The 13,194-nt window shown below is 72.1% G+C and carries 13 protein-coding genes; 9 read left to right on the top strand and 4 right to left on the bottom strand.

The features are described from left to right. Window positions 1–134: 134 nt before the first annotated feature. Together JIN95_RS04845 and JIN95_RS04840 are read right to left on the bottom strand one after the other, a co-directional pair. Entirely contained in the window at window positions 135–869 is a 735-nt protein-coding gene (locus tag JIN95_RS04845) for a universal stress protein (RefSeq protein ID WP_200530670.1), read from the bottom strand. A 54-nt stretch (window positions 870–923) separates the two neighbouring features. Beyond that, window positions 924–2,207 (bottom strand): tRNA pseudouridine(54/55) synthase Pus10, encoded by a 1,284-nt coding sequence (locus JIN95_RS04840; RefSeq protein WP_095637778.1) that lies wholly within the window; start codon window positions 2,205–2,207, stop codon window positions 924–926. A 227-nt stretch (window positions 2,208–2,434) separates the two neighbouring features. Here JIN95_RS04840 and JIN95_RS04835 point away from each other — a divergent pair, with 227 nt between their 5' ends. The 3 genes from JIN95_RS04835 (at window position 2,435) to JIN95_RS04825 (ending at window position 5,509) form a co-directional block, all read left to right on the top strand. Next, entirely contained in the window at window positions 2,435–4,315 is a 1,881-nt protein-coding gene (locus JIN95_RS04835) for a cation:proton antiporter (RefSeq protein ID WP_095637777.1), read from the top strand. A gap of 155 nt (window positions 4,316–4,470) precedes the next feature. Beyond that, on the top strand, window positions 4,471–4,887 hold the full coding sequence (locus JIN95_RS04830; protein ID WP_095637776.1) for a DUF5830 family protein: 417 nt from the start codon (window positions 4,471–4,473) through the stop codon (window positions 4,885–4,887). Between the two features lie 97 nt (window positions 4,888–4,984). After that, complete coding sequence (locus JIN95_RS04825; RefSeq protein WP_200530669.1) at window positions 4,985–5,509, top strand: metal-dependent hydrolase; 525 nt, start codon at window positions 4,985–4,987, stop codon at window positions 5,507–5,509. 29 nt (window positions 5,510–5,538) lie between these two features. Here the strand turns inward: JIN95_RS04825 and JIN95_RS04820 are convergent, their stop codons facing one another. Both JIN95_RS04820 and JIN95_RS04815 read right to left on the bottom strand, forming a co-directional pair. After that, window positions 5,539–5,907, bottom strand: a complete 369-nt coding sequence (locus JIN95_RS04820; RefSeq protein ID WP_200530668.1) for a hypothetical protein — start codon at window positions 5,905–5,907, stop codon at window positions 5,539–5,541. Between the two features lie 25 nt (window positions 5,908–5,932). After that, window positions 5,933–7,048, bottom strand: coding sequence for a glycosyltransferase family 4 protein (locus JIN95_RS04815; RefSeq protein ID WP_200530667.1), 1,116 nt, complete (start codon window positions 7,046–7,048; stop codon window positions 5,933–5,935). A 71-nt stretch (window positions 7,049–7,119) separates the two neighbouring features. Here JIN95_RS04815 and JIN95_RS04810 point away from each other — a divergent pair, with 71 nt between their 5' ends. The 6 genes from JIN95_RS04810 (at window position 7,120) to JIN95_RS04785 (ending at window position 13,157) form a co-directional block, all read left to right on the top strand. Further along, entirely contained in the window at window positions 7,120–9,126 is a 2,007-nt protein-coding gene (locus JIN95_RS04810; RefSeq protein ID WP_200530666.1) for an aldo/keto reductase, read from the top strand. After that, on the top strand, window positions 9,123–10,004 hold the full coding sequence (locus JIN95_RS04805) for a CDP-alcohol phosphatidyltransferase family protein (protein ID WP_200530665.1): 882 nt from the start codon (window positions 9,123–9,125) through the stop codon (window positions 10,002–10,004). The genes JIN95_RS04810 and JIN95_RS04805 overlap by 4 nt, the downstream gene beginning before the upstream one ends. A 75-nt stretch (window positions 10,005–10,079) precedes the next feature. Further along, a complete protein-coding gene (locus JIN95_RS04800) occupies window positions 10,080–10,844 on the top strand; it encodes a GTP cyclohydrolase IIa (protein ID WP_234699160.1) in 765 nt (254 codons plus the stop codon). After that, window positions 10,844–11,851: a zinc-binding alcohol dehydrogenase gene (locus tag JIN95_RS04795; protein WP_200530663.1), complete on the top strand. Its 1,008-nt coding sequence runs from the start codon at window positions 10,844–10,846 to the stop codon at window positions 11,849–11,851. The genes JIN95_RS04800 and JIN95_RS04795 overlap by 1 nt, the downstream gene beginning before the upstream one ends. Window positions 11,852–11,901: 50 nt before the next feature. Further along, window positions 11,902–12,306, top strand: a complete 405-nt coding sequence (locus JIN95_RS04790; protein ID WP_200530662.1) for a 6-carboxytetrahydropterin synthase — start codon at window positions 11,902–11,904, stop codon at window positions 12,304–12,306. Continuing rightward, on the top strand, window positions 12,303–13,157 hold the full coding sequence (locus JIN95_RS04785) for a class I SAM-dependent methyltransferase (RefSeq protein ID WP_200530661.1): 855 nt from the start codon (window positions 12,303–12,305) through the stop codon (window positions 13,155–13,157). Before JIN95_RS04790 ends, JIN95_RS04785 begins: the two co-directional genes overlap by 4 nt. Window positions 13,158–13,194: the final 37 nt, after the last annotated feature.

Genomic DNA, 13,194 nt, shown 5'->3' with positions numbered 1-13,194 from the left:
TATATTCCACTTAAAAACGGAGTGAGCGAAGGGGAAGAAGCGGAGAGGTCGCGCCGACCCGCCCTCCGGTTCCGCCGCCGTCTTCCCGCGGGCTACCCGCCTTCTACTGCCTTCGACCGCCGTCTACCCGTGGTCTACGCGCCGTCGAGGGCGGTCTCTCCGTCCCCCTCGACGACGACCACGGGGACCTCGGCGTCGTCGACCACGGTGTCGGTGGTCGACCCGAACACGAAGCGCCCGACGGTCCCGGTGGTGGGAGCGCCGACGACGACGAGGTCGTAGTACGGCGACTGCTCGACGATCGCGCCCGCGGCCGACCGGTCCTCGACGAGCCAGCGGTCGACCCGGTCGAACCCGCCGAGCCGGTCGCGGGCGGCGTCGAGCAGCCGCTCGCCGGTCGCGGCGTAGTCGTCGCTGTCGCCGGCTCCGGGCTCGGACCCGTCCGCGTCGCCCTCTGTGGCGTCGGTCTCGTCGCTCCCGTCGGTTCCTTCGGTTCGCGCCTGACCGTCAGCGAGTGCCGCGTCGGACGGGACGACGTGGAAGAGCTCGAGCCACGCGTCCGTCGCGTCCGCGATCCCCCGCGCCACGTCGACGGTCGCCCCCGAGTGCGGGCCCGGTCCGACGGCGACGAGGATCGACGAGACGCGGTCTGGACGCGCCGCCCGGTCGGCCCCTTCGAGCGTCGCGTCGGCCGCGGCGGGCGCCGCCGCGAGCGCCTCCGCCACCGCCGGCTCGACGATCGGCTCGCCGACCGCGGCGTCGACCGCCGCGCTCTCGGCGCCCGCGTCCCCCGAACTTGGCTGCCCGTCGATCCCCGGGTCCGCCGCTCCGCCGCCCCCGCCCCCACCGTCGGCGTCGCTCCCGTTCATGCCTTACCGTCAGACGTGCGTCTGATAAATCCCGTTGGTCCGGAGCGCGGCGTCTCAGTCGCGGAAGAACTCGTCGCGCTCGAACGGCTCGTCCTCACCCTCGACGGCGACCACGTCGAGCGCGGTGACCTCGGCGCCGACGCCGAGCAGACCTGCGAGGCTCGGCTCCGTCCGCCCCTCGTCGCCGGAGATCAGCTCCTTGATGTAGAGCCCCCCCGCCCCGTGGATCTCGACGGTCGCGTGGCGCGGGTCGTCGAGCTCGGCGGTCGCCTCGTACACGTCGCGCTCGCGCGTCATGCTCGCGCGCCGGTGGTCGACGCGGTTCGGGGTGTACTGCTCGACGGTGGTGCCCTCCAGCTCCTCGACCGCGGCCGCGAGCGCGTCGGCGTCCACGTCGGCGTCGAATTGTACCTGCGCGCGGTACCGCTTCGCGGCGTCGTGCTCCTTCACGCGCTCGACCATGTCGTAGGTCGCGAGCCGGAGCCCCTCGACCTCGACGGCACCGTCCGCGAAGGCGTTGATGTCGCTCTGCAGGCGGTCGGTGTCGACCCGGCGGCGGCGCGGCTCCTCGACCTCGACCACGAACGGGCGCCCCGTGCCGAGCATGAGCGCGTCCACGTCCTCGCGGCCCGCGCCGTGGAACGTCGCCTCCGTGCCGTCCATCACGTCCTCGACGACGGGGGCCGTGTACTCCTCGACGCTGTCGTCGTAGAGGTAGCCGGAGCCGCCGCAGTGGTCGCAGGGGTCGGCGCCCTGCCGCCCCGAGCCCTTACACTCCCGGCAGGGCCACTCGGTCTGGGGAATGTCGCGTTCCAGCTTCCGATACCGGCCGTAGACGAACGTCGAGTTCACCTTCGCGTCGATCGCGTCCTCGGCCAGGTCGATCGTGAACTGCACGTCCGGGCGGTCGAAGGAGACCTCCGCCCCGGTGAGCCGCCCGACCCGCTTGCCGACCTCGCGGTTGAACTCCGACTTGAACGGCTCGCCCGCCTCGTCGTCGAGCCCGGCCTCCTCGCGGAGCAGGGCCTCGTTCTCCTCGATCAGCGGCGGCGGGCGGGTGCCGACGTTGTAGGTGGCAAACTCGACGCCTTCGACCGCCTCGGCGGCGCGCTCGGCCCACTCGTCGAACTCGGTGCAGCGCCCCTCGCAGACCCAGCAGTCCTCGGTGTCGACCGGCTCGTGGTCCTCGTCGTCGCGGAGCGCGAGCGCGACGCGCAGCGACGACCCGCGCTCGGCGTTCGACAGCCCGAAGCTCCGGTCGGCGACGAGCCGGCCGAGGCACGCGTCGCACACCGGCCCGGTCGCGTTCGCCCGCGCCGCGACATCGAGTACGTCCATACGCCCACCAGCGTCCGCCGTGGTAACTGTCTTACTACATGGCGAGGGTCGCTCCGCTGCGGCTCCGGGAGTCAGCGCGTCGGGCCTTTCTGGTCCGATCGAGGGGGCCGTCGAACCAGTTCAGGCCGACCGCCACCGGCGCATCGAGAGCGCGGGGCGGTGACGGCACGACCCACCAACTAGCTTATATCCCACCGCTATTTGAATGGCAACACGGGGAACTCACTGTGGCACAGGAGCTTCTGATCCCGTTAGTCGCGGGGATCATCGGGCTCGGCGTGCTCGCCCAGGTCCTCGCGGCCCGGCTTCAAGTCCCGAGTATCATCTTCTTCCTGCTCGTCGGCGTGGTTATCGGCCGGCCGGGGCTCGGACTCGTGACGAGCGAGAGCTTCGGCGACTCGCTCCCGGCGATCGTCGGGCTCGCGGTCGCGATCATCGTCTTCGAGGGCGCGTTCCACCTCAACTTGGAGCGCGTTCGGAAGGCGCCGCGTGCGGCGGTCCGGCTCGTCACCGTCGGCGCCGCCATCGCGTTGGTCGGGACTGCGGTGGCCGTCCGCCTCCTTGAGGGCCTCCCGTGGGAGCTCTCGTTCGTGATCGGCGCGCTGCTCGTCGCCACCGGACCGACGGTCATCTCTCCGATCCTCGAGGTCGTCCCGGTCAGGGACCGGGTCGCGGCCGTCCTCGAGACCGAGGGGATCGTCAACGACGTGACGGCGGCGATCATGGCGGTCGTCCTCTTCGAGGCCGTGAATCCGACCGTCGCCGGCGAGGGGCTGGTCCAGGGATTCTCCCTCCGGCTCGGCGAGGGGCTGCTCGTCGGCCTCCTCGTCGCGGGACTCCTCTACTACCTGCTTCGGTACGTCGATCTCTCGCCCGGATCGGCACCGCGGAACGCGCGGCTGCTCGTGCTCGCCGGGGCGCTGGTCGCGTACGCGGGCGCGAATCAGCTGGCGAGCGAGGCCGGCGTCGCGGCCGCCGCCACTGCCGGGTTAGCCCTCGGGAATCTGGACGTTCCGTACAAAGACGACATCACCGACTTCAAGGGCGACATCACGCTGCTCGTCCTGTCGTTCGTGTTCATCGCGCTCGCCGCCCAGCTCCCCCCGGAGGCGATATTCGAGGTCGGGTTCGCGGGGTTCGGCGTGGTCGTCGCGATCGCGGTGGTGATCCGACCGCTCCTCGTGTTCATCTCGACCATCGGCGACCGGTTCACGGTCTCCGAACGGCTGTTCATCAGCGCCATCGGTCCGCGCGGGATCATCCCGGCGTCGGTCGCGACGCTCTTCGCCACCGAGCTCAGGACGGCCGCAACGGAGCTCAACGATCCCGGGCTGGCACAGCAAGCGGACCTGTTGATCGGGACGGTGTTTCTGGTCATCTTCGTTACGGCCCTCGTACAGGGTGGTCTGGCGCGCTACATCGCGCAATACCTCAACGTGATACCCATGAGAGTCATCATCGTCGGAGGCGGACAGGTGGGCCGCGCGCTCGCCGAGCGCCTCGAAGACCGCGGCGAAAACGTCGTCATTATCGAGGAAGATGAGGCGACTATCGAATCGCTCCGAAACGCCGGCTTCGCCACCGTGATCGGCGACGGAACGGACACGGAGGTGTTACGAAAGGCCGGGGCCGGGAACGCCAAGATCGTCGTTGCCGCCACCGGCGACGACGACGCGAACCTGCTCGTCGCACAGCTCTCGAAGGCGAAGTTCGACGTCGAAACGGTCCTCGCGAAGGCGAACAACACCGATAACGTCGACGCGTTCGAAGACCTGGGTGTAAGCACGATCTCGCCCGCGATGTCGGCCGCTTGGGCTCTCGATAACCAGATCGAGCGGCCGGACCTCGCCCGCTGGATGACCGATATCGGGCAGGCCGGCGACGTGCAACAGGTCGAGGTCACGAACGAGGAGCTCATCGGGAAGACCGTCCGCGAGGTCGGTCCGCTACTCCCCGATTCCTGTCTGATCGCCGTCCTCAGCGACAGCGAACACGAAACGGTCGAAGTGCCGAGCGCGGACACCGTCATCGAACACGGAGACCACGTCACGCTTCTCGGTCAGCGGGAGGCCGTCCGAGAGGGAATGGCGTTCGTGGGTGCCGACTGAGACCGTCGATCACCGGCGGACGGCCTCGCGGTGTGGCATTCGTCCTCCGCGGCCCCGTCGAAACCCTCAGAGCGCTGCGGGTTCGGCCCCTGAACGCATTTTTCCGGCGAATTCCAACAAATCCACTTAAGACGGTCCGCGCCGTTCCGCCGGACGTGAACGAGCCGGCCTCGCGCGAGGAGAAGCTGGAGCTCGGCGTCGAGCTGTTGGCCCACCTCGAACACGAGGAGCTGGCGCTGCCGGACGCGATCGACCGGATCGAGACGGTGACGACGAGCCCCTCGCTCACCCGCGACATTTTGGACGCCGCCGAGAAGCGCGGCGTCATCGAGCGGGAGAACGCCCGGCTCCGTGTCCAACGCGGCGGCACGTACGTGAACTACGAGAGCCAGGTGGTCCGGCGCGAGGGGTCGTTCGAGTGCCGCCGCTGCGGGACGGCGATTGCGACCGGTCACTTCGTGAGACTCGACGCCGGCGAGCTCGGCCCCTTCGGCTCCTCGTGCGTCCGGAAGGTCACCGGTCGGGACAGTGACGACGGCGAGGACGGCCGCGCCGGCGACTCCGTACCGTAGCCTCCGTACCGCAGCAGTCGCCGCGCGCGTCATTGAGGACGAACCGCCGGCGGGGTCCGGCGGAACACGGATGAGCGCCGTGACCGTACGGTCCGCCATGTACTTCCCGACGCACCTCGCCACCGCGGCGCTCCTCGGCCGGTGGTCGCGGCTCTCGGTTCCGTGGCTCGTCGTCGGCGCCGCCCTCCCGGATGTCGTCGACAAACCGCTGGCCCTGTCCGGCGTCGCCGACCTGTATCACACGGTGGGGCACACGGCGTTGCTCGCGCCGGTGGCGGTCGCGCTCGCGCTCGCGTCCCCGGCCGGACGGGCGGTCGCCGTCGGGTGGGGATCGCACTTGTTCCTCGACGCCCTCCACGTCGTCCTCAACGGTCGTCCCGGCGACGCGCTGTTCCTGGGCTGGCCCCTCGTCGTCCCGCCGGACCCGCTCGCGATGCCGCCGGGCGAGTTCACCGTCCACTACCTCTGGTCCCCGTCGTTCGTCCTCGAGTGCCTCTTCTGGGCGCTCGCCGGCGTGGTCCTCTTGCGAGCGGTTCGCTCGGACCGCCCGATCCGGGAGCTGTGGACCCCGTCGTCCCGACGGTCCGAGCCGAACTCGGACCGGGACGACGCCGACCGGTAGGGCAAAACTCGCTTCCCCGCCCGACGCAGTCAGGACTCGCGCCGGTAGAGCACCACGAGCACCGCGATCAGACCGACCTGTGCGGCCTTGTCGACGTACCCGAGCACCGAGAAGTCGGGCGCGTTGACGACGTACCAGGCGACGACCTGTCCCAGCGTGAAGGGGATCCCGAGGAGGTACACGAGTGGGCGCCGGTAGTCCGCGACGATCGCCGCGCAGCCGGCCAGGAATCCGACCCCGGCGACGACGAACGACAGGCCCATCGGGCTCGGGACGAAGAGCGCGGCCAGGTAGAGGTGCAACACTCCGGAGATCGCCGCCAACACCACTCCGACCAGCTGTAGCGACGACAGCGATCCGGCGTCGATGCGATCTTGAGGTGCGTTATTAGTTGACATGGCTATCAATAGGACACGCGTCTCTTCAATCTACGGTCCGGTCCACGGCGTCGCGGAGCGCCGCGCCGAAGCGCTCGCGGGCGAAGCGGTCGCGGGCCGCCGACGGCGGGTCGGCCTCCCCGACCGCCTCGCTCACGAGGTCCGCGGCCTCGGAGACGGACCCGAACAGCCGGTCCTCGCGCTCGTCGAGCACCTCGCGCTGGCCGCCGCTGTCGGGGGCGAACGCGACCATCCCCGCCGCGACGTACTCGGCGACGGACATCCCGAAGTGCTCTCTCGGTTTCGTGTTGAGCCCGTAGCGATGGGTACACAGGAGCGTCTCCAGCCGGTCGCGGTCGACGTCTCGCTCGACGGTGACGTACGGCCGTTCGGCGGCCGCGGCCGCGATCCGGGCGGCGTAGTCGCGGTAGGCCCGCGGCGCCGACCCGACCACGTGGAGGTGGACGCGCTGACCGCGCTCGCGGACCCCATCGACGATGCGGATCGCGTCGAGCAGCCGCTTGTCGGGCGCCAGGCGGCCGACCGTGACGATCCCGTTCTCGCGGTCGCCCCACGGCGTTCCGCACTCGATGGGGTCGACGGGCGGGTGGACGACAGCGGGGCGCGTCCCGTAGAGGCGGTCGACGACGGCCGCGGTCCACGCGGAGTTCGCGAGCGGCGTCACGTCCGGACCCGCGAGCGCGGCGTCCGACGGCGCGGACAGGCGGCTCCAGAGCCGGTCGAGGCGACCGGGGTCACCGTCGGGGAGCCGACCGAGCCGGAACTGCGGGTAGTGGACGTACTGGACCGACGGCACCGAGAGGTCGAGTTCGTTCGCGGTGCTGACCGCGGCGTCGAACCGGTCGGCGATCCGCTCGAACGAGCGCTGCAGAAAGGCGCTCCGGGCCGCCAGTTGGGGTCCGACCCGAGGGGCCGCGGCCGACAGCGCCCGGGCGACCGCCCGCCCGCCGGGCGGCACGCGGACGGTCACGCCGTCGAGATCGTACCCGAACCGGTCGGCCAGGGCCGCGGGGTCCGTCTCCGAGGCGGTGACGAGGGTCACGTCGTGAGCGGACGCGAGCGCCTCGCAGGTCGCGAGGCAGACTGCGTCGGCGCCCCCCTGGAAGTCGAGCGTGTTGTGCAACACCGCCACGCGAGCCATGGATCGGGGTTGGGGCCACCTCGTGTTAACAGCTCCCGTACGCTTTTGTGGGTCTAGCCGAAGGTCCGCCAATGGAATGCGCATTCGTCGGCGCCGGTTCGGTCGCACGCCGATACGCGTCCGGGATCGACGGGTCGCGGCTCGAACTGACGGCGGTGTGTGACCTGGACGTCGACCGGGCCCGCGACCTCGCGAACCGTCACGACGCGGCGGCCTACAAGGACCTCGACGCGATGCTCGCCGACGTCGGTGCGCCGCTCGTGGTCAACCTGACGAGCCACGGCTCCCACGCGTCGGTGAGTCGGCGGGCGCTTCGGGCCGACAGGCACGTCTTCAGCGAGAAGCCGCTGGCGCTCGACGCCGAGCGGGCCGCCGACCTCGTCGCGACCGCCGAGCGCCGCGGGCTGGCGCTGGGCTGTGCGCCGATCAACCACCGCTGCGACGCGCAGCGTCACGTCCGTCGGCTGCTCGGAGACGGGCGGCTCGGACCGGTCCGTCTCGGTTACGCGCACGCGCACGTCGGCAGGGTCACGGAGTGGCACGACGACCCGGAGTCGTTTCTGGCGGTCGGGCCGCTGTACGACGGCGCCGTCTACCCCCTGAACTGCCTCGTCTCCTGGTTCGGGCCGATCGAACGCGTCCGGGTCGCGGACGGGTTCGCCCCCTGGCCCGACCGGGAGACCGAGACGCCCGAACGGGACAGCCACGTCGAAGCCACGCTGGAATTCCGGAGCGGGCCGACGGTCCGCCTCACAGCGAGCCTGTACGCGCCCCACCGGAGCCGCGAGTTCAACAGCCTCGAACTCCACGGCGACGACGGGTCGATCTACCTCGCGGACAGCGGCGCGCTCGCGGCCGACGCCGACACCGTGAGAGTGGGAGGTAACGGCCGCGACTACGTCGACGCGCCGCACCCGGCCCCGCGGCGGGAGCGGCGGTACGTCGACGGACCGGCGCGCGTCGCGGCCGCCGTGGCGTCCGGCCGCCGGCCGGTCGAGAGCGCGCGGCGGTCGGCGCACGTCGTCGCCGTCTGCAACGCCGTCGAGTCGGCGGCCGCGGACGGCGCCCCCGTGGCCGTCGACGCGCACGGGGTCCCCGCGCCCGACCTGTCTCCGCCGCCGGTCCGACCCCACCGCGACGGGCGGAAGACCGGTCGCGGAGGGACCGCCGGCGGGGCGGGAGACGGCGCGTCCCGCGGGGCGGCGGTCAGGCTCCCGCCCGTGGGGTTCGGTTGCTCCCGGTATCGCGACGGCGAGTACGTCGACCGCGTCGACTCGATCGCGACCGCGCTGGACGCGGGGTACCGACTGCTGGACTCCGCCGAGCTGTACGGCAACGAGGGGCGCATCGGCGACCTGCTCGACGCGCCCGGAAGCCCGGACCGCGAGGGGCTGTTCCTCGTGAGCAAGGTCTGGAACACGAACCACGAACGCGTGGCGGAGGCCTGCGAGGGGACCCTCGAGGCCCTCGGCGTCGACGCCCTCGACTGCTACATGCTCCACTGGCCGACCGCCTGGGAGTACCAAGGGCCGCTGCGGGACCTGGCCGACCGACCGCCGGCGGAGCAGGAGGCGCTGACGTTCCCCACGGGCGACGACGGCGAGCCGGCGACGGTCGACGCGTCCCTGACGGAGACGTGGGCGCGGCTGGAGCACGTTCACGAGCGTGGCCTCGCGCGGACGATCGGCGTCTGCAACGTCGGCGTCGACCGGCTCGAACGCATCGCGGCGACGGCCGACGTCCTCCCGGCGGTCGTCCAGGTCGAGTCGCACCCGTATCTGCCCCGGCGGGAGCTCGTCGAGTGGTGTCACGAGCGGGGGATCCGCGTCGTGGCGCACTCCCCGCTCTCGGCGCCGGGACTCCTCGACGAACCGGTCCTGCGCGAGATCGCCGCCGACCGCGACGCCGCCCCGGCGCAGGTCGCGCTCGCCTGGCAGGTCGAGCGCGGGGTCGTCCCGATCCCGTCGAGCAACGACCCCGAGCACATCGTCGAGAACTTGGGGGCGGCGCGGGTCGAGCTCTCGGCGGTGGACCGCGAGCGCGTCGCGACGCTGGCCGACCCCGACTTCGAGCGATGACCGGCGGGCGGTCGCCGCGGCTCCGCCGGCAGTGGCGCGGCGCTGCCCTCGCGCTGGCGGCGGCGCTGACCGCCCTCGGCGTCGCCCTCGACGCGTCCCCCGCCCTGCCGCGGCTGCCCGGACTCCCCGGCAGCGCCGCGGTCCAGTGGGCGGTCCCGACCGCCGCGGCCGGCGGGTTCGTCGTCTGGTTCTGCCGGCGCCACCTCGACGCGAACCGTCGCGACCCGACGACGGGGACGAGCGAGGAGGGGTCGAGGGCAAGCGAGGAGGGGTCGGGGACGAGCGAGGAAGGGTGGGGGACCGAGGGCGAACGGCCGCGGAGGTACGCCACGCTCGGCCTCGCGAACGCCGTGACGGTCGCCCGCGGCGGGCTGTTCGCGGCGGTCGCGGGGTTCGCGGCCGTCGAGCCGGCGGGCCGGGTGGTTTGGCTGCCCGCCCTCTGTTACGGGACCGGTTGCCTGTTGGACCTCGCGGACGGCGCCATCGCGCGGCGGCGCGGCCGCACGACGGTCCTCGGGGCGAAGCTCGACATGGCCGTCGACACGCTCGGGTTCCTGGTCGCGCCGGTCGTCGCCGTCGTCTGGGGCCGCCTCCCGGTCTGGTACCTGTCGCTGTCGGCCGCTCGCTACCTGTTCAAGGCCGGACGCGGCTACCGTCGCGCCCGCGGACGGCCGGTGTACGACCTCCCGTCGAGCGCGGTCCGCCGCCCGCTGGCGGGCGTCCAGATGGCGTTCATCTCGGTCGCCCTCGCGCCGGTCCTGCCGGTCGCGACCGTGCGGGCGCTTGCGGCCGTCGTCCTCGCCCCGTCGCTCGCGGTGTTCGCGCGCGACTACCTCGTCGTCTCGGGGCGCCTGTCGTCGGGCGACGACGGCGGGTGAGTCCCGCGCGAACGGCCCGAACAGTAATGTGGCAGTAACCCTCATGAAACGTATTCAGTGACAGACGCGATACAAATGGCGCTCGTCCAGATCGACGAGTACGGCCCGTGGACGGTCACGCCGAGCGTTCGCCGGGAGACCGACCTCCAGTCGCTTCAGGCCGACCTGTACGCCGACTTCGCCTCGTTCGTCGGCGAGCGGGACGGCTACGCGTTCTACAACCGCTTCGACAACATGATCGCCGTGACGAACGGACGCGACGCGGGGAGCCACCGCCGGTTCCAGCGGCGCGTCCGGAACCGGTATCCGGTGACGGTCAGCGTCGCCGTGGGGCGCGCGACCACCCCGGTCGCGGCGCTCGGGCTCGCGAGCGATCGGCTCCAGGCGGCCGGGAGCGCGCAGTCGGCCGACCGGCGCGAGGCGTTCGCGACGGGCGAGGCGGCCGCCGTCGCGGACGCCGGCGAGGGGGTGACCGTGGCGCACTTCGACGTGATCGACGCGACCGGGTCGCTCACGGACCGAGAGAACGCCGTCGACGCGACGCTCGCGGTCCGGCGGGCGACGCTGGAGCTCGCGACCCACCTGCGCGACGCGCACGACAGCGTCGCTCACTTCGTCGGCGGCGACAACGTGATCGCCGTCTGTCCCGACCTGGACGCGACCGCCTTCGACCGCGCCGTCTCGCGGGTCCGCGAGGCGGCCGGGATCGAGTTGCAGGTCGGGGTCGGTCGGGGAGAAACGGCCCACGAGGCGGGTCACCGCGCCAAGGAGGCCCTGGAACGCTGCCGAGAGACGGGGACGCGCGTCCAGGGGCCCGACGGGGTGAGCGCCGACGACTGATGAACCGAACGTCGCTGTACTTCACCGGGCCGCAGACCGTGGACCGACGCCGGGAGCCCGTCGAACCGTCGGCCGACGAGGTCGTCGTGGAGACGCGGGTCTCGGCGATCAGTTCGGGCACCGAACTGCTCATCTACCGCGGCGAGGCACCGACCGACGTCCCGGCCGACGAGACGCTCGACGCGCTCGACAGCGACCTCTCGTATCCGGTGAAGTACGGGTACGCGGCCGTCGGCGACGTGATCGCCGCCGGGGACGCCGTCGGCGACGAGTGGCTCGACCGCACCGTCTTCGCGTTCAACCCCCACGAGTCGCGGTTCGCGACGGCGACGGACGCGCTCGTTCCCGTTCCGAACGAGGTGAGCGCCGAGGCGATGGCCATGGCCCCCTCGGTCGAGACGGCGACCTCGCTCGTCCTCGACGGCCGCCCGCGGATCGGCGAGCGCGTCGTCATCTTCGGCGCCGGCGTCATCGGGCTCTGCACCGTCGGGGTCCTGTCGTCGTTCCCGCTGGACCGGCTCGTCGCCGTCGACCCTGTCGGCGCGCGCCGCGAGCGCGCCGTCGACCTTGGCGCGGACCGCGCGGTCGGGCCGGACGAGGTCGACGACCTCGTCGCCGATTGGCCCGACCCCGGAGGGGCGGACCTCGTGTACGAGCTCTCCGGACGCCCGTCGACGCTCGATGCGGCGATCGGTACCGCGGGGTACGACGGGCGCGTCGTCGTCGGGTCGTGGTACGGCGAGAAGGAGGCGACGGTCGGCCTGGGAACGCACTTCCACCGCGGCCGCATCGCCGTCGAATCGAGCCAGGTCAGCACGCTGGCCCCGGAGACCCGCGGCCGGTGGACGAAGGACCGCCGGATGGACACCGCGCTGTCGCGGCTCGCCGACCTCGACCTCGACTCGCTCGTGACTCACCGCGTCCCCTTCGACGAGGCCGAGTCGGCCTACCGACTGCTCCACGAGCGGACCGGCGACCCCCTGCAGGTGCTGCTCACCTACGACTGACCGGCATCGAACCGAGACCGCTCCCGGCCGCGAGCCGGAACACACCCACAATGACAGACTTCCAGCATCCGTACCGACTGACCGTCACCCGAGCGTTCGTCGCACAGCACTACCTCACGGTTCCGGATCCGGAACCGCCCGAGGGGGAGGTCCACAGCCACCGGTTCACCGCGGAACTCCGTTTCGGGGGGCCGGAGCTCGACGAGTACGGCTATCTCGTGGACATCGACGCCGTCGAGTCGATCTTAGACGATCTGGAGGGGCGGTATCGCGACGCGCTGTTGAACGACCTCCCGGAGTTCGAGGGGCTCAACCCGAGCGTCGAGCACTTCGCGAGGCTGTTCGGCGATCGGGTCGCCGACGCGATGCCCGAGCCGAACCCGGAGACCCTGGTCGTCCGCATCTGGGAGGACGATGTTGCGTGGGCCGGCCACCGGCGCGCGCTCGACGGATGAACCACGCGGCGACGCGGTACCTGGAGGCCAAGCGGTCGGTCGACGAGCGCGCCCGCTCGCCGCGGGTGCGCGACCGGCTGCTCGCCGCGCTTCCCGAGGCGCCGCGCGTCGTCGAGGCGGGCTGCGGGACCGGCGTCACCGTTCCGACGCTGCTCGCGTGGGGCGTCGACGCCGCGACGTACCGCGGCGTCGATAGCGACCCCGGCGTCGTCGCGTTCGCCCGGACCGTGCGGCCCCGAGAACTGCGTCGCCGGGGGTACGACGCGCGAGCCGCCGACGGAACGGTCTCCGCAGGCGACCTGACAGCCGCCTTCGAGACGGGCGACGCGCTCGCGGCGCTCCGCGCTGAGTCGAGGGCGGACCTCGTCGTCGCGCAGGCGTTCGCCGACCTCGTCGATCCCGAGGCGCTGATCGACGCCGCCGAGTCGGCGCTCCGGCCCGGCGGGCTCGCGTACCTCCCGATAACCTTCGACGGCGGGAGCATCTTTCAGCCGGACCACCCGGCCGACCGCGCGGTCGAACGCGCGTACCACGCGGCCATCGACGCCCGACCCGGCCGGGACGTTCGCGCCGGGCGGCACCTCGCCGACCTGTGTCGGCGGCGGGCGGGGACGCTCCTCGCGATGGCGAGTTCCGACTGGGTCGTCCGCCCCCGGGGCGGCGACTACCCCGCCGACGAGTCGTACTTCCTCGAACGGATCCTCGATTTCGTCGCCGACGCGCTCGCGGACGCCGACGTCGACCGCGGCGACGACTGGCTCGCGTCCCGGCGCGGGCAGTTGCGCGACGGGGAGCTCACCTACGTCGCACACCAGTACGACCTCCTGTACCGCGCGCCCGACGGGGGCTGAACGCTGACGGCGGGACCCGACGGGGGTGGCGACGCCC

The organism is Halorubrum sp. LN27 (assembly GCF_016635065.1).
Classification (GTDB): domain Archaea; phylum Halobacteriota; class Halobacteria; order Halobacteriales; family Haloferacaceae; genus Halorubrum; species Halorubrum salipaludis.
The sequence above is the reverse complement of the archived record's forward strand: the minus strand, read 5'-3'. Positions and strand labels throughout refer to the sequence as shown.